Source organism: Neobacillus drentensis (assembly GCF_036965245.1).
GTDB classification, from domain to species: domain Bacteria; phylum Bacillota; class Bacilli; order Bacillales; family Cytobacillaceae; genus Neobacillus; species Neobacillus drentensis_G.
The window spans coordinates 37658-61625 of the sequence record NZ_JBALPG010000062.1; the positions used below are offsets into that span (position 1 = coordinate 37658).

23 protein-coding genes are annotated in these 23968 nt (G+C 39.8%); all 23 read left to right on the plus strand.

Going from position 1 to position 23968, the window contains the following annotated elements; translation table 11 throughout:
• Positions 1-199 precede the first annotated feature (199 nt).
• The 23 genes from V7150_RS14650 to lysS all read left to right on the plus strand — a co-directional run bounded on the left by V7150_RS14650 (position 200) and on the right by lysS (position 23704).
• On the plus strand, positions 200-1813 hold the full coding sequence (locus tag V7150_RS14650; RefSeq protein WP_335519527.1) for a putative polysaccharide biosynthesis protein: 1614 nt from the start codon (positions 200-202) through the stop codon (positions 1811-1813).
• A 3-nt stretch (positions 1814-1816) separates the two neighbouring features.
• The gene (gene mazG, locus V7150_RS14655; protein WP_335519530.1) at positions 1817-3283 is read left to right on the plus strand and encodes a nucleoside triphosphate pyrophosphohydrolase; all 1467 of its coding nucleotides are present in this window, start codon (positions 1817-1819) and stop codon (positions 3281-3283) included.
• A gap of 18 nt (positions 3284-3301) precedes the next feature.
• Positions 3302-3568, plus strand: coding sequence for an RNA-binding S4 domain-containing protein (locus V7150_RS14660; protein WP_335519533.1), 267 nt, complete (start codon positions 3302-3304; stop codon positions 3566-3568).
• Positions 3569-3687: 119 nt separating this feature from the next.
• Positions 3688-3990 (plus strand): sporulation protein YabP, encoded by a 303-nt coding sequence (gene yabP / locus V7150_RS14665; RefSeq protein ID WP_283921014.1) that lies wholly within the window; start codon positions 3688-3690, stop codon positions 3988-3990.
• Positions 3987-4619 carry a spore cortex biosynthesis protein YabQ gene (yabQ, locus tag V7150_RS14670; protein WP_335519537.1) on the plus strand — a complete coding sequence of 211 codons (633 nt, stop codon included), beginning with the start codon at positions 3987-3989 and terminating at the stop codon, positions 4617-4619. The genes yabP and yabQ overlap by 4 nt, the downstream gene beginning before the upstream one ends.
• Positions 4620-4633: 14 nt before the next feature.
• Positions 4634-5017: an FtsB family cell division protein gene (locus V7150_RS14675; RefSeq protein WP_283921016.1), complete on the plus strand. Its 384-nt coding sequence runs from the start codon at positions 4634-4636 to the stop codon at positions 5015-5017.
• 95 nt (positions 5018-5112) lie between these two features.
• On the plus strand, positions 5113-5550 hold the full coding sequence (locus tag V7150_RS14680; protein ID WP_335519541.1) for a S1 domain-containing RNA-binding protein: 438 nt from the start codon (positions 5113-5115) through the stop codon (positions 5548-5550).
• A 299-nt stretch (positions 5551-5849) separates the two neighbouring features.
• Positions 5850-8318: a stage II sporulation protein E gene (gene spoIIE / locus V7150_RS14685; protein ID WP_335519543.1), complete on the plus strand. Its 2469-nt coding sequence runs from the start codon at positions 5850-5852 to the stop codon at positions 8316-8318.
• 279 nt (positions 8319-8597) lie between these two features.
• Positions 8598-9335, plus strand: a complete 738-nt coding sequence (locus V7150_RS14690) for a VWA domain-containing protein (RefSeq protein WP_335519546.1) — start codon at positions 8598-8600, stop codon at positions 9333-9335.
• The gene (locus tag V7150_RS14695; RefSeq protein WP_335519549.1) at positions 9304-10317 is read left to right on the plus strand and encodes a protein kinase domain-containing protein; all 1014 of its coding nucleotides are present in this window, start codon (positions 9304-9306) and stop codon (positions 10315-10317) included. Before V7150_RS14690 ends, V7150_RS14695 begins: the two co-directional genes overlap by 32 nt.
• A 330-nt stretch (positions 10318-10647) precedes the next feature.
• Entirely contained in the window at positions 10648-12030 is a 1383-nt protein-coding gene (gene tilS, locus V7150_RS14700; RefSeq protein WP_335519552.1) for a tRNA lysidine(34) synthetase TilS, read from the plus strand.
• Positions 12031-12059: 29 nt separating this feature from the next.
• Positions 12060-12605, plus strand: coding sequence for a hypoxanthine phosphoribosyltransferase (hpt, locus tag V7150_RS14705; protein WP_438825753.1), 546 nt, complete (start codon positions 12060-12062; stop codon positions 12603-12605).
• Between the two features lie 139 nt (positions 12606-12744).
• Positions 12745-14703, plus strand: coding sequence for an ATP-dependent zinc metalloprotease FtsH (ftsH, locus tag V7150_RS14710; RefSeq protein WP_335519559.1), 1959 nt, complete (start codon positions 12745-12747; stop codon positions 14701-14703).
• 200 nt (positions 14704-14903) lie between these two features.
• On the plus strand, positions 14904-15671 hold the full coding sequence (locus V7150_RS14715; RefSeq protein ID WP_335519595.1) for a type III pantothenate kinase: 768 nt from the start codon (positions 14904-14906) through the stop codon (positions 15669-15671).
• Positions 15672-15970: 299 nt separating this feature from the next.
• On the plus strand, positions 15971-16849 hold the full coding sequence (gene hslO / locus V7150_RS14720; RefSeq protein ID WP_335519562.1) for an Hsp33 family molecular chaperone HslO: 879 nt from the start codon (positions 15971-15973) through the stop codon (positions 16847-16849).
• 15 nt (positions 16850-16864) lie between these two features.
• Positions 16865-17773, plus strand: a complete 909-nt coding sequence (locus V7150_RS14725; protein WP_335519565.1) for a peptidyl-prolyl cis-trans isomerase — start codon at positions 16865-16867, stop codon at positions 17771-17773.
• A gap of 143 nt (positions 17774-17916) precedes the next feature.
• Complete coding sequence (gene cysK / locus V7150_RS14730) at positions 17917-18846, plus strand: cysteine synthase A (RefSeq protein ID WP_335519568.1); 930 nt, start codon at positions 17917-17919, stop codon at positions 18844-18846.
• Between the two features lie 221 nt (positions 18847-19067).
• Positions 19068-19910, plus strand: coding sequence for a dihydropteroate synthase (folP, locus tag V7150_RS14735; RefSeq protein WP_335519571.1), 843 nt, complete (start codon positions 19068-19070; stop codon positions 19908-19910).
• Positions 19903-20262: a dihydroneopterin aldolase gene (gene folB / locus V7150_RS14740; RefSeq protein WP_335519574.1), complete on the plus strand. Its 360-nt coding sequence runs from the start codon at positions 19903-19905 to the stop codon at positions 20260-20262. The genes folP and folB overlap by 8 nt, the downstream gene beginning before the upstream one ends.
• 2 nt (positions 20263-20264) lie before the next feature.
• Positions 20265-20792: a 2-amino-4-hydroxy-6-hydroxymethyldihydropteridine diphosphokinase gene (folK, locus tag V7150_RS14745; RefSeq protein ID WP_335519577.1), complete on the plus strand. Its 528-nt coding sequence runs from the start codon at positions 20265-20267 to the stop codon at positions 20790-20792.
• Entirely contained in the window at positions 20744-20950 is a 207-nt protein-coding gene (locus tag V7150_RS14750; protein WP_335519580.1) for a helix-turn-helix domain-containing protein, read from the plus strand. Before folK ends, V7150_RS14750 begins: the two co-directional genes overlap by 49 nt.
• Positions 20951-21013: 63 nt before the next feature.
• A complete protein-coding gene (dusB, locus tag V7150_RS14755) occupies positions 21014-22015 on the plus strand; it encodes a tRNA dihydrouridine synthase DusB (protein ID WP_335519583.1) in 1002 nt (333 codons plus the stop codon).
• A gap of 204 nt (positions 22016-22219) precedes the next feature.
• The gene (gene lysS / locus V7150_RS14760; protein ID WP_335519585.1) at positions 22220-23704 is read left to right on the plus strand and encodes a lysine--tRNA ligase; all 1485 of its coding nucleotides are present in this window, start codon (positions 22220-22222) and stop codon (positions 23702-23704) included.
• The last annotated feature ends 264 nt before the right edge of the window (positions 23705-23968 follow it).

Genomic DNA, 23968 nt, shown 5'->3' on the forward strand with positions numbered 1-23968 from the left:
CATTTTTGAAAACATCCTGTATCCCTCCTTTTAAGGAAATTACTACCACACGGATAATTATATAATAAAATATTTAGAAAAGTAAATTAATTTTATAACATTGGTATTTACTAGGATTATTAATCCAACACATTATTCTTTTCCAACACTATGCTATAATTACCTTCGAGTTTAGTTGGTAGGTGGAGTAATGAAATCGATGAATCAATCAACTGTGCTGTTTAAAGGCGCCTTTATTTTAACGATTGCAGCACTTCTTACGAAAATTTTAAGTGCGTTTTACCGTATTCCTTTTCAAAACATCGTTGGGGATATTGGTTTTTATATTTATCAGCAAGTATACCCGTTTTATGGAATGGCGATGGTCCTGTCAACCACTGGCTTTCCGGTTGTGATTTCGAAGCTTTATGCGGAACAAAAGGAGAAAGGGGACAATGAAAAATCCCGTCTGCTTCTCTTCGTTTCATTTGTATATTTACAGATCATCGGCATCCTTTGTTTTATAATTCTTTACGCCGGGGCAGATCAAATTGCCCGGTGGATGAATGACCCTCATTTATCAATCTTAATAAGGGTTGTCTCGATTGTGTTTTTGATCTTTCCGTTTGTTTCACTATTAAGAGGATATTATCAAGCAATTGGAGAAATGGTCCCGACGGCGTTATCGCAAGTGGGTGAACAAACAACTCGTGTCTTGACAATTATTTTTCTGTCCTACCTTTTCATGGAAAAAGGCTATTCCCTCTATTTCGTCGGCGGTGGGGCCATGTTTGGCTCGATTACCGGAAGTATGATTGCGAGCCTTATTTTGTTTATGTCTTTACGGAAACGTAAAGAATGGAAAGTAATTGCTCCAAGCAGGGGGATGATTCAAAATAACCCTGTCGAAGTGAAGCGGATTGTCAAAATGCTTACTTTCCAAGGGCTGATGATTTGTTTAAGTGGAATGCTAATGGTCTTTATGCAGCTAGCAGATTCCTTGAATTTATTCTCCTTACTTGTCTCAAGCGGTACAGAAAGAGATATCGCTAAAAGCTTAAAGGGAGTTTTTGACCGCGGTCAGCCATTAATCCAATTAGGGACTGTCGCTGCTACATCTATGTCGTTAGCACTTGTTCCGCTCATAAGCCGCGAGCGATTAGCCGCAAAACCGGATTTTTTATATCACAAAATTCAAGTGGCGATTAAGATAAGTATTGTGATTGGACTGGGCGCTTCAACGGGTTTGTGGGCGATTATTGAGCCTACCAATAGGATGCTGTTTGAAAATGCAAATGGTTCAGCGGTATTAGGAGTGCTAAGTTTTGTTATTCTATTTACCTCGATAATATCAACCATCATTGCGATTATGCAGGGACTTGGCAGTCTTCTATATCCTGCGATAGCAGTAGTGCTCTCGTTTCCGCTGAAATATATTTTGAATATGGTGTTCATTCCGTTATATGGGACAATGGGGGCTGCTATTTCTTCGCTTCTGGCTTTGGGGCTGGTAACCATTTTCCTATTCATTAAATTTAAAAAAATGATTATCGTCCCGCTGTTGACTTCTCGCTTTTTAGGAATAGTCCTAACAGCGGCGATTACGATGGTTTTTGTTTTAAAAGGCTATTTATTTTTAACGAATCCAATTGTTGCCACGCTTGGGTCAGAACGGCTGGGAGCAGCCTTGCAATCGTTAAGTGCTGTTTTGCTAGGAGGTTTCCTCTTTTTTATTATTATCGTAAGGGGGAACGTATTTCATGAGGAAGAACTGGGTTTATTCCCATTTGGAAGAAAATTAATTCATTTACTATCGCGAAAGGACAGGGAGTAAACAATGGTCAAAAAAATTGAAATTGTCGGGTTAGGAGCAGGCGACCTTGAGCAGCTGCCAGTTGGGATTTATAAGAAATTACTTCAAGCACCGCTCCTGTTTTTAAGAACAAAAGAACATCCAGTCATTCCCGAACTGGAACAAGAAGGATTAACCTATACTTCTTTTGACAGTATTTATGAAAAATACGATCAGTTTGAGTCAGTATATGAGGAAATCACCAGGACATTATTGAGCAAAGCACAAACAGATGTGATTACATACGCTGTTCCGGGACACCCACTCGTTGCTGAGCGAACTGTACAGCTCCTTTTGGAATATGGGCCAAGCGAAGGTGTAGAAATTATCATAGGCGGCGGGCAGAGTTTCCTAGATCCTCTTTTTGCTTCATTAAAAATCGATCCTGTGGAAGGGTTTCAATTGCTTGATGGCACAGCACTCTCAGCCTCCAAGCTGCAAGTTGACCAGCATATAATTATTAGCCAGGTATATGACCAATTCGTAGCCTCGAATGTAAAGCTAACCTTAATGGAGAAACTACCAGATGATTATCAGGTGTATATCGTCACGGCTGCGGGAAGTAAACAAGAGCACATCGAAAAATTGCCCTTATATGAGCTGGACCGCAATGTTTCAATCAATAACCTCACATCGGTTTATGTCCCGCCAGTGACGGAAGAACAAATTTTATTGAAAAATTTTTCTAAGCTGCGCGTGATTATTGCCGAATTAAGAGGTCCAAACGGCTGCCCGTGGGATAAGGAGCAAACTCACGAGTCGTTAAAAAGGTACTTAATTGAAGAAACCTATGAAGTCATTGACGCGATTGACAATGAAGATATTGATCACTTAATCGAAGAGCTTGGAGATGTCTTGCTCCAGGTCATGCTTCATGCGCAAATTGGCGAGGATGAAGGGTATTTTTCCATTGATGATGTCATCGAAGGATTGTCAGCCAAAATGATTCGCAGGCATCCGCATGTATTTGGAAATGCTCATGCGGCGAATAGCGAAGAAGTCTTGATAAACTGGCAGGAAATTAAGAAACAGGAAAAGACTGAAGCATCGTCGTCATTACTTGAGGGTGTGTCAAAATCGTTACCGAATTTGTTAAGGGCCTATGAATTACAAAAGAAAGCGGCAATGGTTGGATTTGACTGGCAGGAGATTACCCCTGCTGTAGAGAAAGTGAAGGAAGAGCTAGATGAATTTGTCGATGAATTAGATGGAACCACGGAGGGCTTCATACGTGCTAAAAAAGAATTTGGTGATTTATTATTTGCCTTTGTCAATGTGGCGAGATTCTTAAAAATTAATCCGGAAGAGGCGCTCAATGAAACAAATCAAAAATTCACTCGGCGGTTTCAATATATCGAGGATAAGGTGAAGGCAAGTGGCAGGCCGTTTGAAGACTATACGCTGGAGGAACTCGATAAGTACTGGGACGAAGCAAAATTAACAGGACTATAGAAAAGAGGGGAATTACTTATGCGTTTAGATAAATTTTTAAAGGTTTCAAGATTAATTAAGCGGAGGACATTAGCCAAAGAAGTATCAGATCAGGGAAGGATTGAAATTAACGGAAAAGAAGCAAAGGCAAGTTCGACCGTTAAAGTCGGCGACGAATTAACAATTCGTCTAGGGCAGAGAAAGGTAACTGCAAGAATTGACCGGATTCAAGAAACATCCCGAAAAGAGGAAGCGGCAGAGATGTACACGATTTTGAATGAAGAGAGACTTGGCACAAACGACTAAAGCAAGTTGTCTAGCTCCAGCGGCTGATCAAGGCGCTGGAGCTTTTCGATGTTCTAATTCTAATTTCTTTCACATACATTTTACCAAAAGGTTGTACAAATGATTGTGAGGGATGAAGGATGAGCCAATATTATGACAGCAATCCGACGAAGAGTAGTGTTCCGGATCATGATGTCATCATGAGAGGAAGAAAGCTGCTTGATATTACCGGTGTGAAACAGGTAGAAAGCTTTGATAATGAGGAATTCTTATTAGAAACGGTAATGGGATTTTTAGCAATAAAAGGACAAAACCTGCAAATGAAAAACCTTGATGTCGAAAAGGGGATTGTCTCCATCAAAGGAAAGATTTTTGACTTAGTCTATCTTGATGAGCAGCATGGGGAGAAAGCTAAAGGTTTCTTTAGCAAGTTGTTCCGATGACCCTTTCAACACAATTTTTTACCATGCTTTCCATGATAGGTATGGGGTCGTTATTTGGCGCCATGTTTGATACGTATCAACGGTTTTTAAATCGGCCGAAGAAAAAAGCTTGGATTGTTTTTATAAATGATTTATTATTTTGGATTATTCAAGCTTTGCTTATTTTTTATACGTTATTCTTGGTGAATAATGGAGAATTGAGATTTTATATATTTATCGCGCTTGTTTGTGGCTTTGCAGCCTACCAGAGCTTGTTTAAAGGAATTTATCTGCGTTTATTGGAAATGGTGATCCAATTCGTTATCGCCATAGTTAAATTTTTGAAAAAAACCTTCCAGCTCCTGATTTATAAGCCTGTCGTTGGTCTTATTCAGTTTGTTATAACAATCGGTCTCGTACTTGGCAGGGGACTATTCACCCTTGTCAAATTTGTTTTTAAGGTTTTATTATTGTTATTAAAGATTATACTAGTCCCATTAAAAAAAATAATGTTATTATTTTGGAAACTTTTGCCGAAAGGTATTAAAAAAATAGTCGAGAAGTTATATAATAGAACGGCAGGAAATTTTATGAAAATCAGGAATTATATTAATAAGTGGATAAATAAATGGAAGAGTAGGAAAGAGTAAGGAGGGTAAGGGAAATGGGTGCGGAACGAAAAAGAAATGTATCAAAGATCCAGACAACCTATGTAAAGCAGCAGGAATATGCGGAAATTGCTTCAGCTAGAAAAAGAAAATTGTTACTCAGACGATTATCGTTATTTTTCGTTTTTGCTAGCGTACTATCATATCTGATGATATCCAGCTATCTTTCCCAGACCACTAAGCTCGAGGCAAAAGTTGCCCAAAAAAAGAAGCTTGATCACCAGCTTTCTGAATTAAAAAAGCAGGAAGTTATCCTAAACGAGGATATTATTAAATTAAATGATGATGAATACATTGGTAAGCTGGCAAGAAAAGAGTATTTTTTCTCGGAAAAGAACGAAATAATCTTTAATATTCCGGAAGAAAAAAAGGAAAAATGAACCAATTTCGCGAGTTATTGACACTGAATTTTTCCTTTTTGTATAATATATAGTAAGATTGAGTTTTTATACTTTTAAGGAGGAACATTCTTTTTATGTCAATTGAAGTAGGCAGCAAGTTACAAGGAAAGGTAACAGGGATTACAAATTTCGGTGCGTTTGTGGAGCTGCCGGATGGCTCAACGGGGCTGGTACACATTAGTGAGGTTGCTGATAACTATGTGAAGGATATCAATGACCACCTTAAGGTTGGCGAACAGGTTGAGGTAAAAGTCATCAATGTTGAAAAAGATGGAAAAATTGGCCTATCGATTAAAAAAGCAAAAGATAGACCTGAGCCGGAAAGAAAACAACATTCGCACTCACAATCACAACGTCCTCGTCAAGGCAGATCAAACGATCGTAATAACAATAGAGGGGAAACCTTCGAGTCGAAAATGGCAAAATTCCTAAAAGATAGTGAGGATCGTTTATCTTCCTTAAAGCGAAACACGGAAACCAAGCGTGGAGGAAGAGGAGCTAGACGGGGTTAACTTGCTGCTTATTAATTGAATAAGGCAGGTTTCACTTAATAACGATATATTAAAAGACAGGTCAGGCGACTTGTCTTTTTTATTTTTACTATAGTAGTGGTGGAAAGGTCAGGCACCATGTGAAATTTTCACATGGTGCCTGACACCCTTTTTCCTTTATACGACATGGTTATAGTATTTGGGTGAATTTAGTGAAAAGCGTCGAACGATTATTTAATCTTATTCACTATTTTGACAAACTTTTAATTCTATTAATTTTATAATAATGGGCAACGATGAAAGAATAGGGAGTGTGATTTATGGAAAAGGCAAACGTGAGTTTTATAGAACCGGTCGGAGAAGTCAGCGTTCATTCATCTAAATGGGATATGGGTAGGGTCCTAAGGAAAATTAATTTCATGCTTGAGTCCTTTTTTATAAAAAAGGGTTATCTCTTATTATTTGTTGGCTTTTTGCTTGGACGAGCCTTAATTTTAGCGAAGCTAACCCCCTTTTGTCTGCCTTTTTTTGCCTCCGTCTATTTAATTAAAAGAGATCGGGCACCGCTTGCCTTGATCGGATTGATTGTTGGGGCAGCAACGATTTCATTGTCCAATGCCGTCTTTACCTTCATAGTCACCATTGTCTTTTTAGTTATTCTTCGGATCAGTCAAAAATGGTTGACAAATGAAATGCGATCACTCCCTTTTTTTGTCGGCATTATTCTTGGAGTGGCGAAATTAGCTGAAGCCTTCATTTTATCAAAGCAATTAACGCTTTATGATGTATTGATGGTTGGTGTCCAGGCAAGCCTCGCGTTTATTTTGACACTCATCTTTTTACAAAGTATTCCATTACTAACAATGAATAAACGCAGACAATTGTTAAAAACAGAAGAAATCGTTTGCCTTATCATCATGCTTGCTTCAATTTTGTCTGGAACCATTGGCTGGAAGGTTTACGATTTGTCGATTGAACATATTATGTCGAGATATTTGGTATTGGTGTTTTCCTTCATTGCTGGGGCAACGGTTGGCTCTACCGTTGGGGTCGTGACTGGGCTTATTTTTAGCCTGGCAAGTGTTTCAAGCTTTTATCATATGAGTCTCTTAGCTTTTTCTGGTGTTCTCGGCGGTTTGCTGAAGGAAGGGAAAAAAATAGGTGTTTCCATCGGCTTATTTATTGCCACTCTGCTTATCGGCATGTATGGAGAGGGCGGTGGCTCCATCTTACAGACTGTTTTAGAGACAAGTGCAGCTGTTCTCCTGTTCCTCTTTACACCACAGGCATTTACATCCAGATTAGCAAAATATATCCCTGGGACACCAGAATACACGGCCGAGCAGCAAAAATATATGCGCAAAATGAGAGACGTAACGGCGCAGCGGGTTTCACAATTTTCTAATGTGTTCCATGCCCTTTCTAAAAGCTTTTCACAAATGGAAGTACTGCCGGATGAAGATGAATATGATCGGGAAATGGATTACTTCATGAGCAATGTTACGGAAAGGACATGTCAAACATGCTTTAAAAAGGACCAATGCTGGACAAAGAATTTTAATACAACCTATGCATTCATGGAGAAAATTATTCACGAAATGGATCAAAGTGATGGGAATGTTTCTCCACGCCTGTCAAGGGAATGGGAAAAGCATTGTTCACGTTCTAAAAAGGTATATGAAACAATCGGCCAGGAATTAACCTTTTTTCAAGCTAATCTGAAGTTAAAGAAACAGGTTCGCGAAAGCAGAAAACTGGTCGCTGACCAATTATTAGGTGTTTCCGAAGTAATGGATAATTTTGCAAAAGAAATTCAGCGGGAAAGGGAAAACCATCATAAGCAGGAAGAACAAATTATGGAGGCGATTCAAGAGTTTGGGCTCCAAATTGAACAGGTGGAGATCTACAGCCTTGAACAAGGAAATGTTGATATTGAGATGGCGGTTCCTTTTTGCAATGGCCACGGAGAGTGTGAAAAACTCATCGCACCGATGTTATCCGATATTCTTGGGGAAACGATTATTGTTAACAAGGAGGAATGTGCCGCCATTCCGCATGGATTCTGTCATGTGACCTTTCGTTCATCTAAGGCTTTTAAAGTGGAAACAGGGGTAGCCCATGCGGCCAAGGACGGCGGATTAATATCAGGTGATAGCTACTCCACAATCGAACTGGGCCTCGGCAAGTATGCCATTGCAATTAGTGATGGCATGGGTAATGGAGAAAGAGCACACTATGAAAGTAATGAAACACTGCAGCTTTTGCAAAAAATCTTACAATCAGGGATTGATGAAAAAACAGCGATTAAATCCATTAATTCCATCCTTTCACTTAGGACGACAGATGAAATTTTTTCTACACTAGATTTGGCGATGGTTGATTTGAAAAATGCCTCAGCGAAATTCTTGAAGATCGGCTCGACACCGAGTTTTATTAAAAGGGGGAATAAGGTTATTAAAATTCAGTCAAGTAATCTGCCGATAGGGATTCTTCAAGAATTTGAAGTGGATGTCGTCAGCGAACAATTAAAAGCCGGTGATCTATTAATTATGATGAGCGACGGCGTGTTCGAAGGACCAAAACATGTTGAAAATTATGATTTATGGATGAAACGAAAGGTGCAGGAATTAGAGACAGATGACCCGCAAGAGGTAGCGGATTTAATTATGGAGGATGTGATCAGGTCAAGGTCCGGAATAATTGAGGATGACATGACCGTGACGGTGGCAAAAATAAAACATAATACACCGAAGTGGGCATCCATTCCTGTTTATAAAAAACAAGCATAAGTCTCAATTTCCAGCCTATAAACAGAAGGGAAAATATTTGAAATGAGTTGTACAACAACATAATAAAGGCGTTGAACAAAGCTGGATTTCACTTCATTCGTTGTAAAAATATTTTTTTACATGACGATTGGATGCACGTATTCGCTGTTGCAGTGATCCGCCCTTTTCTGAAGAAAAAAGCATAATAGATTATTTTACGCTGTCCATACTTAAAATATGTATAAATCACCCTGATCCCGTCGAAAATGGTACCAATACATTTCGTGGAGGGAGAAATTTATGTATACAGGAAAAATCCGTCAAATCTTACTAATTACAGATGGATGCTCAAACAAAGGTGAGGATCCAATTGCCATGGCTGCACTCGCGAATGAACAAGGAATTACGGTGAATGTTATCGGTGTAATAGAAAAGGACCTTATGGATGAAAAGGGGATGACTGAAATCGATGGCATTGCGATGTCAGGCGGCGGAGTCAGCCAGATCGTTTATGCAGAGGCACTTTCACAAACCGTGCAAATGGTAACACGTAAAGCGATGAACCAAACCATTCAAGGTGTGGTAAACAGCCAATTACAGCAAATATTAGGCCGTTCACAAACGATGGAGGACCTGCCCCCGGAAAAACGCGGGGAGGTTATGGAGGTTGTCGATGAATTAGGAGAAACTGTCGAATTAGAAGTGTTGATTCTTGTCGATACAAGTGCAAGTATGAAGCATAAGCTTCCAACGGTAAAGGAGGCGCTTCTTGACCTCTCTCTAAGCTTGAACGCCCGAACAGGCAATAACCAATTTTCTGTTTATGTATTTCCCGGGAAAAAGAATGATGTCGAAAAATTGCTGGATTGGACACCAAAGCTGCAAACTTTGACAAGTGTTTTTTCCCAGCTATCTACGGGAGGAATTACACCGACTGGTCCGGCTTTACGGACTGCCCTATCCGCCTTCAATCAAAAACAATCATTAAGGAGTCTGCTTTCACGTGATGATGAATCATACTTTGAAGAATCGATGTAAGGTAAGTCCGGGAACAATCATTACAGGAAAATGGCATTCACATAACTATACAATTATAAAGGAACTAGGATTTGGCGCAAACGGCGTGGTCTACCTTGCAAAATTCAAAAACACTCAAGTAGCTATGAAAATGAGTGATAACAGTATGTCCATCACCTCTGAGGTAAATGTGCTGAAATCCTTTGCAAAGGTCCAGGGCCCCCCAACCCTAGGGCCTTCTTTGCTTGATGTCGACGATTGGCAAAGTCCCCTCGGTCGAATATCCTTTTATGTAATGGAATATATTCAAGGCCCGGATTTCCTTACTTTTATTCATGAAAAGGGGAAATCATGGACGAGCGTTTTATTTTTACAGATGCTTAATGATTTGGATATCCTCCATGAAAATGGCTGGGTGTTTGGGGATTTAAAACCGGAAAATTTAATTGTTACTGGACCGCCTCCGAAAATAAGGTGCATTGATGTAGGCGGAACTACCATACAAGGCAGGGCAATTAAGGAATTCACTGAGTTTTATGACCGTGGCTATTGGGGCTTAGGCTCGAGAAAAGCAGAACCGTCCTACGATTTGTTTGCTGTGGCAATGATCATGATCAACACCGCGTATCCGAAACGCTTCAATAAAACAACTGGAGGAATTTCCCAACTAAGAGAGGCTGTCCGGCAAAAGCCAGAATTGATAAAGTTTGAAAAAGTTATCGTAAAAGCACTACAAGGGTATTACACCACTGCTAAGCAAATGAGGGCCGATTTATTTAACATAATGGTTGAGAAAAAGATTCCCAATCCTCCATTACGGTCAACAGGAGCAGTTTTTCATTCCTCTAGTCAAACTCAACAGAAAAAAATGAAGGGGAATCAGCCTATCTCAAGGCAGGCCTATCGACGAAAGAAGAAAAAAAGTGGCTGGATGGAATTTTTGTTTATTTCTGTTGTTCTAGGAATTTTATATGCTTGGTATACTTTAAATAATTTACCATAATAATTGAAACCGATTCAGTATTTGCACGTATATAAAGAAAGCCAATTATTAACTGACGTGATCAGCAATCAAATGGAAAAATTTTTAACATTTTTGTAATACCTATGTTTTGATAGTTCATTCTTAAAAGTGGTAAGCTAATATGAAAAGCGGAAGTGCCTGTTAAGCGGCGTATGGAACGGACCGCTCCGCATGAGATAAAGGAAACACGGAGAGCGAAAGCGATCCGATGTTGACTTATCGTAAGGAGGAGAGGACCAATACACTAGCCGCTGGGCACTGGAGCTGGACAATTTTTAAACTATTTTGTATTAGAAAGAGTGCAATCATATGTTGGAATTAAAGGTCGAGTCCTTTCTTAATCGCCACTCATTCATACTTGAGAATAAAAAAATCATTGTTGGTGTATCAGGAGGTCCGGATTCTTTAGCACTGCTTCACTACTTACTTAAGGAAAAAGAAAAAAGGAACTTGTCTATTGTTGCCGTACATGTTGATCATATGTTTCGCGGCGAAGAATCCTTTCTTGATGCGATGTTTGTAAAAAGCTTTTGTGAACAGAATAGCCTTCCCTTTGAAATGGTACGAATCAATGTCTCAAAAATTATGGAAGAGACTGGAAAAAGCTCGCAAATTGCAGCAAGAGAGGTAAGATATGAATTTTATTTAAAAATGATGGAGAAGTACCAAGTTCCTTATTTAGCTCTTGGTCATCATGGTGATGATCAGGTGGAGACCATGCTCATGCGGCTGACAAGAGGAAGCAGTGGAAAAGCAAGAGCGGGCATTCCATTTTCACGCCCATTTCATGATGGTACAATATTCCGTCCTTTCTTATGTTTAACGAAGGCTGAGATTCAGAACTATTGTAAAGAACACAACCTTACACCAAGGATAGACCCAAGTAATGAGAAAGGGATTTATAGCAGAAATCGATTTCGTAAACAGGTTCTTCCATTTTTAAAGACCGAAAATAACCATGTTCATGAACACTTTCAGCGGTTTAGTGAAGAACTCGAAAGTGATGAAGCATTTCTACAGGAATTAACGGTCGAACGGCTGAATACAGTTGTGACAAAAAAAGAAGATGACAAAATTACTATTGACATTAAAAGATTTCTTAAGATGCCTTTACCTTTACAAAGGAGAGGGATTCAACTAATATTAAACTATCTTTACAATGAAAAACCAGCATCTCTTTCTGCCATACATATCGATCAAGTATTTTCCTTAATTCATCATAGCGATCCTTCAGGTAGACTAGATTTCCCAAATGGATTGAAGGTTATTCGCTCCTATTTTCAGTTATCGTTTCAATTTCAGCAAATAACAGCTGAACCTTATGTATTTGAACTAAATGAACCAGGGACGATTATGCTGCCAAATGGGAGGAGTATTAGAATAGATTATTTTGATAGGGAATTTCCTGATGCCGAGCATAATACAGCCTTTTTTAATGCTGACCGTATTAAGTGGCCGATTATCATCCGTACAAGGAAAAATGGCGATCGAATGACATTGAAGGGAATCCAAGGGTCAAAAAAATTAAAGGATATTTTTATTGATCAAAAGGTTCCGGTACAGGAACGAGACAGTTGGCCTGTCATAACGGACAAAGAAGGTTTTATTATTTGGCTTCCAGATTTAAAAAAATCTTCTTTAGAAGGTATAGATACATTCGCAAAACAATATATTCAACTCACATATCATTAGTAATGATCTTCTAGGGGGCACAATTTATGATGAATCAGGATATTGAAAAGGTGTTAGTTTCAGAAGAAGAAATTCAAGAAAAGATAAAGGTGTTAGCGGCCGAGTTAACTGAAGAGTATAAAGATCGCTTCCCGCTTGCAATTGGCGTTTTAAAAGGAGCAATGCCTTTTATGGCTGATTTATTAAAACGGATGGATTGCTATCTTGAAATGGATTTTATGGATGTTTCAAGTTATGGTACAGCTTTTGTATCATCTGGAGAAGTAAAAATCTTAAAGGACTTAGATACTTCTGTAGAAGGAAGGGACATATTAATTATTGAAGATATTATCGATAGTGGATTAACACTTAGTTATTTAGTTGATTTATTCCGTTATCGAAAAGCAAAATCAATCAAGATTGTCACCTTACTTGATAAACCTACAGGCAGAAAAAGTGCCATAAAAGCAGATTATGTAGGATTTATTGTTCCAGATGAGTTTGTTGTCGGTTATGGGTTGGATTATATTGAAAAATATCGAAACCTCCCATATATTGGCGTATTAAAACCGGAAGTTTATAGCAATAATCAATAAGTAATATCCCCATTGAAGGTTTTCTCCTTTAATCGACCGGGGTATTTCAGACACTTCTAAATGAGAGTAATTCCTTGAATTAGTAAGTTTTTCTATGATACTATTTAATATAGTTTTTACCCGCGGGAGGAGGTAAGAGATGAATCGGATTTTCCGTAATACCATCTTTTATTTATTGATATTTTTAGTCATTATAGGCGTTGTTAGTTTCTTTAATGGAACCAATGAGCCTACAGATCATATTTCATATGATAAGTTCGTTTCCCAACTAGAAAATGGTGAGGTCAAATCATTTTCCATGCAGCCCGAACGAGGAGTTTTTGAAGTTCGCGGTGAGCTTGAAGAAAAAGGTAAAAAGTTTATAACCTATGTTCCTAACAGCGAGAAGATTCTTGACCGTATTGATAAGGCAGATTCAAAAGTAGAAGTGATGCCCGCAAAAGAAACTAGCGGCTGGGTAACCTTTTTTACTTCAATTATTCCGTTCGTGATTATCTTTATTTTATTTTTCTTCTTATTAAACCAAGCTCAGGGCGGCGGCAGCCGAGTGATGAACTTTGGCAAATCCAAGGCCAAGCTTTATAACGATGATAAGAAAAAGGTTCGTTTTAGAGATGTAGCTGGTGCTGATGAGGAAAAGGCTGAATTAGTTGAGGTTGTTGAGTTTTTAAAAGATCCGCGCAAGTTTGCTGAGCTTGGAGCCCGGATTCCGAAAGGCGTTCTGCTTGTTGGACCTCCAGGGACTGGTAAAACATTGCTAGCACGGGCTACTGCCGGTGAAGCTGGCGTGCCGTTTTTCTCCATCAGTGGGTCTGATTTCGTTGAAATGTTTGTTGGGGTCGGTGCATCCCGTGTTCGTGATTTATTTGAAAATGCTAAGAAAAATGCTCCATGTATTATTTTTATCGATGAAATTGATGCAGTTGGACGTCAGCGTGGTGCCGGCCTTGGCGGTGGTCACGATGAGCGTGAACAAACCTTGAATCAATTGTTAGTTGAAATGGATGGATTTGGAGCTAATGAGGGAATTATCATTATTGCTGCTACAAACCGAGCGGATATTCTCGATCCTGCGTTATTACGTCCAGGACGTTTTGACCGCCAAATTACCGTTGATCGTCCAGATGTGGTTGGACGTGAGGCTGTACTAAAAGTTCATGCACGTAATAAACCATTAGATGAATCTGTAAACTTGAAAAATATCGCCATGCGTACACCTGGTTTTTCAGGTGCCGATTTGGAGAATTTATTGAATGAGGCAGCTCTAGTTGCAGCTCGTACCAGTAAAAAGAAAATCGATATGGAAGATATCGATGAAGCAACTGATCGAGTTATTGCCGGTCCAGCTAAGAAGAGCAGGGTTATTTCAGAAAAAGAACGGAATATTGTTGCTTTCCATGAGGGTGGCCATACGGTGATTGGTTTAGTGCTTGATGAAGCGGACATGGTTCACAAAGTTACCATCGTTCCACGTGGGCAAGCAGGTGGATATGCCGTCATGCTTCCTAGAGAAGACCGTTACTTTATGACAAAGCCGGAATTGCTTGATAAAATTGTTGGTTTGTTAGGCGGACGTGTCGCTGAAGAGATTGTTTTTGGTGAAGTAAGTACGGGCGCACATAATGACTTCCAACGTGCTACAAATATTGCTCGTAAGATGGTGACTGAATACGGAATGAGTGATAAGCTTGGACCATTACAGTTCGGTCAACCACAAGGCGGTCAGGTTTTCTTGGGCCGAGACATTCATAATGAGCAAAATTATTCTGATGCAATTGCCTATGAAATCGATCTTGAAATTCAAAGCATTATTAAAGAGTGTTACGAAAGAGCTAGAAAGATTCTTACTGAAAATCGCGATAAGCTGGATCTAATTGCTAAAACTCTTCTTGAGGTAGAAACACTTGTTGCTGAACAGATCAAATATTTGGTTGACCATGGTCGTATGCCGGATCCATCTGTTCACTTAGATTCTGTGAAGATTGGGCCAAAAAAGGCAGATGATGTGAAAGTAAACATCAACACAAAAAAAGACGAGGATGAAAAAAAGGAAGAATCCTTTTTAGATAAACCTTCGGATGAAATTGATTATAAGTAAATTGTCAAAAAGAGTGCTTCCTGTGAAGCGCTCTTTTTTTTCACACATATACTATTTATGGTATGATGTTCCCATGTAAAGAAAACTCGCCGATTGGTAAGCCCCTAGGGCGAATAAGAGGCGTAGTTGCACTTATGCCTGAGAGAAAGTTTACTTTCCTATCGGCTAAAAAAGAAAAATCGATAAAGCGAGTGATAGATTTGATTTTCGTATTTGATGTGGGTAATACCAATATTGTATTAGGTGTTTATCAAGGTGATGAACTTAAATATCATTGGCGGATAGAAACGAACCGTAATCGCACAGAAGACGAATTTGGCATGAGCATAAAAGCTTTGTTTGATCATTCTGGTCTTTCTTTTTCAGATATTGACGGGATTATTATTTCTTCCGTTGTTCCCCCTATTATGTTTGCATTGGAAAGAATGTGCCAGAAGTACTTTCATATTAAGCCCCTTGTGGTTGGGCCAGGCATGAAAACAGGGCTCAATATTAAATATGAAAACCCAAGAGAAGTGGGTGCTGACCGGATTGTAAATGCCATCGCAGCTATTCACGAATATGGAAGTCCCCTAGTTATTGTCGATTTTGGAACGGCAACGACGTATTGTTATGTGAATGAGGAACGTCAATATATGGGCGGTGCGATTGCGCCTGGAATCGGGATTTCTACTGAGGCACTTTATTCAAGGGCGGCAAAACTGCCGCGGATTGAAATTGCCCGGCCTGAAGGGGTTATTGGGAAAAATACAGTGGCCGCAATGCAGGCTGGTATTGTCTATGGGTATGTAGGACAAGTCGAGGGGATTGTCAAAAGGATGATGGCCCAAAGCGGGAAGAAGCCAACCGTTATTGCCACTGGCGGGCTTGCTAGTTTAATTGCCCAGGAATCAACGATTATCGATGTAGTCGATCCATTTTTAACTTTAAAGGGTTTGCACCTTATCTATAAACGAAATATGGGATAAGCTAAAAAGAAAAGCGGAAGCGCCTTCGGAACAAGCACAGCTTGTTCCTGCGAGGATTATTCTAAGGAGCTTTCCTTAGTTCTCAGGGGCGATATAGGGAGAATTATCGAATGGCAAGCAAAGTGAAGCCAGAGATTAGTCTCTCTTAATGCGTACAGAAAGCGATAGCTTTCAGTAGCCAGGCATAAGACGAGCCGGCGAGAAGGCTGCATTTTAGCCTTTTTGACGGATTGGCTTATGACCCCGAGCCCCTAGGCGCTGCAGCTGGACAAGTGATACAGCTAGAAGGGAGTTATACAATGAAGGATTATTTAGTTAAGGCACTTGCCTATGATGGAAATATTCGTGCATATGCCGTTCGCACGACAGAAACGATTAGTGAAGCGCAGCGGCGTCATCAAACATGGAGGACTGCTTCTGCAGCACTTGGCCGCACGATGACCGCAGGGCTGATGATGGGGGCGATGCTTAAGGGTGATGATAATCTTACCATTAAAATAAACGGCGGCGGCCCGCTTGGTCCTATTGTTGTTGACAGTAACGCTAAAGGTGAAGTACGCGGTTATGTTACCAATCCGGAGGTTGATTTTGAATCAACAGAAAATGGGAAGCTGGATGTCCGCCGTGCGGTTGGAACAGATGGTATGTTAGCTGTTGTTAAGGATATCGGCATGCGTGACTTTTTCTCCGGTCAGGTTCCACTTGTATCTGGTGAATTAGGAGAAGATTTTACCTATTATTTTGCCACGTCGGAGCAAGTACCCTCTTCCGTGGGTGTTGGAGTTTTAGTTAACCCGGATGATACCATTTTAGCCGCAGGAGGATTTATTTTTCAATTAATGCCTGGCACGCCAGATCCTATCATTTCGAAACTCGAGGAACGGTTAAAAACGATTGAGCCTATTTCTAAATTAATTGAACGAGGTCTAACACCTGAGCAACTCCTGGAAGAATTGTTTGGAAGAGAGCATGTAAGGGTATTAGAAACGATGCCGGTTAGTTTCCAATGTAATTGCTCTAAAGAGCGCTTTGCTAATGCTATTGTTGGATTAGGTGCTGCAGAAATTACCGCTATGATTGAAGAAGATGGACAGGCCGAGGCTCACTGTCATTTCTGCAACGAAAAATACCTATTTTCCAAGGAAGAATTAGAAGAATTAAAAAAGGATACCAAATAAATGTCTTTGCTAGGGATGAAAGGGTTAGGGAAGAAGCAGCTTTGGATGGTTATTGCAGGCCTCATTATGCTTAATTGCTTAACGATTGCTTTTTTTCTAACGAGGACGAATGTGGCCGGCGGTGAGGCGCCCAATGATGAGGCAGTGGCAACCGTAGGAAAAAAATCCATATTAAGACAAGAATGGCTGAATGAACTGGAGTCCAGATATGGAAAAGTCGTTTTAAAGGAAATGATCGATCAAAAGGTTGTCGAGGAAATGGCGGCAAAATATAAAATAAAAGTTTCTGATCAAGATGTCGAGCGGGAATTTAGGATGCTGCAGACCACATATAATTCCTTCAATTCTAAAAACAATCAAAACGAGAAAAAGTGGAAGGAACAAATTCGAAATACTCTTTTATTAGAGGAACTTTTAACGAAGGACGTGAAAGTTTCGAATAAAGAATTGAAAAGCTATTATGATAAAAATAAAAACCTTTTCAATGTTCCACCTGCCTACCATTTATCGCATATTATTGTGAAAACAAAGAAAGAAGCTGAAAAGGCTGCGAAGGAGTTAGCCAATGGGTCAAGTTTTTCCACATTAGCGATGGAACGCTCCATCGAGGAGTTTTCTGCGAATGAAGGCGGAGATATTGGGTATATTAGCGAAGAAGATGAGCGATATCCGAAACAATATATTGAAACTGCTAAACAGCTAAAAAAGGGAGCCTATAGTAAACCGCTTAAGGTTAAAGAAGGATATGTCATTTTAAGGCTGGAAGGGAAAATTAACGGAAAAAAATATCCTTATAATGATGTTAAAGAGTCAATTCGCCGGCAAATTGCTCTTGAGCAAATGAAATCACCAGCTTCCGCAGCAACCTTTTGGGATGAGGCAAAGGTGGAATGGTTTTATGGCAACAATAAAAAGTCCCAGTAATAGCACAGAATAAATTTCTGTGTTTTTCTTTTTATAAAATAATCATAAAATTCCCTGTGTAAAACAATTGACAAAACAAGTATAATACTGGTAAATTCTTTATAAAACCAATAAAAATACTCGGAATAGAGAGGGGTTCCCTGATGGTTCGTGTAGCAAATTCAGTTGCCGAATTAGTCGGCCAAACACCGATTGTTAAGTTAAACAGATTAGTAGATGAAAACAGTGCAGAAGTTTATTTGAAGCTCGAATATTTTAACCCTGGCAGCAGTGTTAAGGATCGTATCGCTTTAGCAATGATAGAAGCTGCTGAAGAACAAGGTCTAATCAAACCAGGTATTGATACCATTATTGAGCCGACAAGTGGAAATACAGGCATTGGTCTAGCGATGATTGCCGCAGCAAAGGGATACAAAGCAGTATTTGTTATGCCGGAGACAATGAGCTTGGAAAGAAGAAACTTGCTTCGTGCTTACGGGGCTGAGTTAGTGTTGACACCTGGTCCAGAAGGTATGAAGGGCGCAATTGCTAAAGCAGAAGAGCTTGTCAAAGCACACGGTTATTTTCTGCCGCAGCAGTTTAAGAATGAAGCTAATCCTGAGGTCCATAGAAGAACAACCGGTAAGGAAATTGTTGAGCAAATGGATCGATTGGATGCATTTGTATCGGGAATCGGAACAGGGGGAACCATTTCAGGTGCAGGCAGTGTGCTCCGAGAAACATTCCCGGAAGTAAAGATTTATGCAGTTGAGCCGAAAGATTCTCCAGTCCTATCCGGCGGCAAACCTGGCCCGCATAAACTTCAAGGACTTGGTGCAGGATTCGTTCCTGAAACGCTTAATACTGAAATCTATAATGAAATTATTCAAGTGGGAACGGAGGAAGCATTTGAAGCTTCCCGCCGTGCCGCTAAAGAAGAAGGAATTCTTGGCGGTATTTCGTCAGGTGCAGCCATTTCCGCAGCTCTAAAGGTGGCGAAGGAACTAGGAAAAGGTAAAAAGGTGCTTGCGATTATCCCGGATAACGGCGAACGTTATTTAAGTACACCACTTTACCAATATGATGTTGAATAACAGGAATAATGGATGCTCCCGTTTAGCACTCCTCGAAAAAGCTTTTGCTTTTCCATCGTGAGCTGCTATTGCTGCCGAAGTCTTCCTTGTGGAGCTGGACAGTTTTGATATAAAAATAATGAGAGGTGTTGGCTATGGTGCCTATGCCTCTTTTTTTTGTAAACTAAATAAAGTTTCTTATATGATACAATAAGTGAAAACGAGCATAGGGGGGATATGGTTTGAAAACACCTCAAGAACAAATTCATTGTGGCCCATATACCTTGGACTTTACGAAAAAGACAATTGTAATGGGAATTTTAAATGCTACTCCAGATTCCTTTTCGGACGGCGGCAAATTTAATCAAATCGAACGTGCAATTGAACGTGCGATTGAAATGGTGGCAAATGGTGCGGATATCATTGATATCGGCGGCGAATCGACACGCCCGGGCTTTGCTGCTGTTTCTGTAGAGGAAGAGCTTGAACGGGTGATTCCGGTGATAAAAGCCATTTCCGAGCATGTACAAATCCCGATTTCAATTGATACCTATAAAGCAGAGGTGGCGAAGCAGGCCATTGAAGCAGGTGCCCATATCATTAATGATGTATGGGGCGCAAAAGCGGATAAACAAATGGGAAAGATTGCTGCTGAGTACAATGTACCAATCATCTTAATGCATAACCGTCATGACCGAAATTATCAGGTATTCTTTCGGGACGTGATGAATGATCTTTATGAAAGCATCGCCAATGTGAAAAAAGCTGGCGTAAGGGATGAAAATATTATTCTAGACCCGGGCATTGGTTTTGCAAAGGACTATCAGGAAAATCTTCTCATGATGCAAAACTTAGATAATTTGGTAAAGCTCGGCTATCCTGTCCTTTTAGGGACATCACGAAAAACGATGATTGGACAAGCTTTAAATCTCCCAGTTAATGAAAGAATGGAAGGCACAGGGGCAACCGTATGCTACGGCATTCAAAAAGGCTGTCAAATCATTCGTATTCACGATGTAAAGGAAATGAGCCGAATGGCAAAAATGATGGATGCGATGATGGGGAAGGGTGTAATGATTGGATAAAATATATGTTAATCGGATGGAGTTTTATGGATATCACGGAGTTTTCCTGGAAGAAACTCGGCTTGGTCAGCGATTTGCTGTAGACTTATCCGTTTCCGTCGATTTAAAAAAAGCCGGCGAAACGGATGAACTAGAATACTCTGTCAATTATGGAGAGCTATACGAAGTATGCAAAGAAATTGTTGAAGGGAAACCATATAAGCTAGTAGAAGCGGTTGCGGAAAAAATTGCTGCAGCCGTTCTAAAAAAATTCGCTCTTATATCCGATGTTACGGTAAAAGTAATTAAGCCGGATCCGCCAATTCCCGGCCATTACCAGTCTGTTGCAGTAGAAATAACAAGGAGTAGATAAAAGTGGAAAACACAGCATTTATTGCTCTTGGTTCTAATATCGGAAACCGTTATGATAATATAACGAGTGCAATAAAACTTTTAACAAGTCATTCAGATATTAAATTGTTAAATTACTCCTCTGTTTATGAAACAGATCCTGTAGGCTATGAGGATCAGGATTTATTTTTAAATATGGTAATTGAGATTCAGACGGTGTTAAGTGCAATGGAGTTACTAGATTTCTGTTTAAAAACAGAATTGGATCTTGGAAGGAAAAGGAAAATTAGATGGGGGCCGCGGACGATAGACCTTGACATTCTCACGTTTAACCAAGAAAATATTGAAACAGAGAAGCTTACTGTTCCGCACCCAAGGATGGTAGAGCGGGCGTTTGTCATGGCGCCGCTAGTAGAAATAAATCCTGACCATAGAATCCCCGGGGTGGAAAAACCTCTTAACTTATTGTTGAATGAACTACCAGATAAAGAAGGAGTCCGGATATGGAAGCGGAAAAATGGGGAAGACGTATTCGAGCCTATCGAAAACTAAAAGGTTATACACAGGAAAGCTTTTCGAAGGAACTAGGTGTATCGGTATCAATTTTAGGAGAGATTGAAAGAGGGAACCGCCTGCCAGCAGGTGATCTGCTTGAAAGAATCGCTCATTCTTTGAGAATAAGTATAGATGATTTAGCACCAAAAGAATAAGAAAAGCGCAGGTGACCGTTAACGGCATACGATCAGCCAGGTGCTTGAATAGGAGGTAGTTGGATGTTAAAAATTGGTGATATTGAAATAAAGAATCCAGTTGTTTTGGCACCGATGGCCGGTGTCTGTAACTCTGCATTCCGTCTAACCGTAAAGGAGTTTGGTGCAGGTTTAGTTTGCGCCGAGATGGTTAGTGATAAAGGAATTGTTTTTAAAAATGAAAAAACCATGAATATGCTCTATATAGATGAACGAGAAAAACCGTTAAGCTTGCAAATCTTTGGCGGTGAAAGGGAAACGCTTGTTGAAGCGGCAAGATTTGTTGATCAAAATACAAATGCAGATATTATTGATATTAATATGGGCTGTCCTGTACCGAAAATTACAAAATGTGATGCCGGGGCAAAATGGCTTCTAGATCCTAATAAGATCTATGAAATGGTTTCCGCGGTTGTTGCCGAGGTTGAAAAGCCTGTAACGGTAAAAATGCGCATGGGCTGGGATGAAGAGCATATTTTTGCTGTGAAAAATGCCCAAGCTGTTGAGCGTGCTGGTGGAAAAGCAATTGCTCTTCATGGACGTACCCGTGTGCAAATGTATGAAGGAAAAGCAAACTGGGATATTATCCGCGAGGTAAAGCAATCCGTAAACATTCCCATTATTGGAAATGGCGATGTTCAAACACCACAGGATGCCAAAAGAATGCTTGATGAAACCGGTGCTGATGGCGTCATGATTGGCAGAGCTGCTCTAGGTAACCCGTGGATGATTTACCGCACGGTGCAATATTTAGAAACAGGGAAGCTAATGGCAGAGCCGTCTGTTCGTGAAAAAATTGATGTATGCATCCTTCATCTTGACCGTTTGATTGCGTTGAAAAATGAAGACATCGCCGTCCGCGAAATGCGTAAGCATGCTGCATGGTATTTAAAAGGAGTACGCGGTAATGCGAGAGTTCGAAATGCCATCAATGAGTGCAATACAAGAGAACATCTTGTCACATTATTAAATGATTTGGTAATTGAGGTAGAAGAAAAGGAACAAAACCAAGCAATTGTTGGTTAAGTTTGACTTTCAAAGGCCTATTTTCTATAATATTTTTGATGACTAAAGGAAGCTGCCAGTGCAATAACTGGCAGTTTTTATTCTATATAAAAACATTTTTGATGTCTGAATTCACAAGTTTGTGTAAAATAATGTAGTATGTAAAAAATCGGCGAGTATTCATTTAGTTTTACATAAAAAAGAATGAAATGGAGTGGAATTAGCATGAGTCAGGAAGAATTAAATGACCAATTGTTGGTCAGACGTGAAAAAATGAACACCATGCGTGAAAATGGTTTAGATCCATTCGGTAAGCGTTTTGACCGTTCTCACTACAGTATGGATTTACTTGAACAATATCAAGAATTGGAAAATGAAGAGCTTGATAATAATAATATAACGGTTAGTCTAGCCGGACGGATCATGACAAAGCGCGGAAAAGGAAAAGCCGGCTTTGCCCACATCCAAGATTTAAAGGGACAAATTCAAATTTACGTCAGGCAGGATGCTATTGGGGAAGAACAGTATCAAATTTTTAATTCTGCTGACCTAGGGGATATTATTGGAGTAACGGGAAGTGTATTTAAAACTAAAACAGGTGAACTTTCTGTAAAAGTTCAGGACTTTACGTTTTTATCTAAAGCCCTACGCCCTTTACCGGATAAGTTCCATGGCCTTAAGGATGTTGAGCAGCGTTACCGTCAGCGTTATTTGGATTTAATTATGAGCCAAGAAAGTAAACAGACTTTTATAGATCGCAGCCGAATCATTCAATCAATGCGGCGCTATCTAGACAGCCAAGGATATTTGGAAGTAGAAACCCCAATGATGCATGCGATTGCAGGCGGTGCATCTGCACGCCCGTTCATAACGCATCATAACGCTCTTGATATGGAATTATACATGCGAATTGCTATCGAACTTCATTTGAAGCGGTTAATTGTCGGCGGTCTCGAAAAGGTTTATGAAATTGGCCGCGTATTTAGAAATGAGGGTGTATCTACCCGTCATAATCCGGAATTTACAATGATTGAACTTTATGAAGCCTATGCGGATTATCGCGATATCATGAGTCTTACAGAAAATTTGATTGCTCATATCGCTCAAGAAGTATTAGGTACGACAACGATTCAATACGGTGAATACGAAGTCGACCTTAAACCTGAGTGGAAAAGACTTCATATGGTCGATGCCATCAAAGAATATACCGGTGCAGACTTCTGGAAGGAAATGAGTGTTGAGGAAGCGCGTGAACTTGCAAAAGAACACGGAGTAGAAATTAATAACAATATGCTTTATGGTCATATCGTTAACGAATTCTTCGAGCAAAAGGTTGAGGAAAAATTGATTCAGCCTACATTTATTTATGGGCATCCAGTAGAGATTTCTCCGCTTGCGAAGAAAAATGACGAGGACCCAAGATTCACCGATCGCTTTGAGTTATTTATTGTGGCTCGGGAGCATGCAAATGCCTTTACGGAGCTTAACGATCCAATTGATCAAAGAGAGCGTTTTGAAGCACAGTTGAAAGAACGTGAGCAAGGGAATGATGAAGCCCATATGATGGATGAGGACTTTGTCGAAGCATTAGAGTATGGTATGCCTCCAACAGGCGGATTGGGAATCGGAATTGACCGTATAGTCATGCTGTTAACGAATTCTCCATCAATTCGTGACGTACTATTATTCCCATTAATGCGCCATCGTTAATAGTTTAAAAAAGTGCCGGTGCTGCTGGCACTTTTTTTATATTCAAGAAAGAAATATTCGAATATTTCTATTTTGATTAAATCGCAAAAAAAGAATAAAAAGCTATTGCGCCTTGCTTTGAATGGTGGTATATTAATATCTGTTGCTGCGAGACAGTAACTGATTTAAAAAAAATACAAAAAGTTGTTGACTTTAGGTTGATAACTTGGTAAGATTATAAAGTCGCTTTCGAGCGATGGTGAGACTTGTTCTTTGAAAACTAAA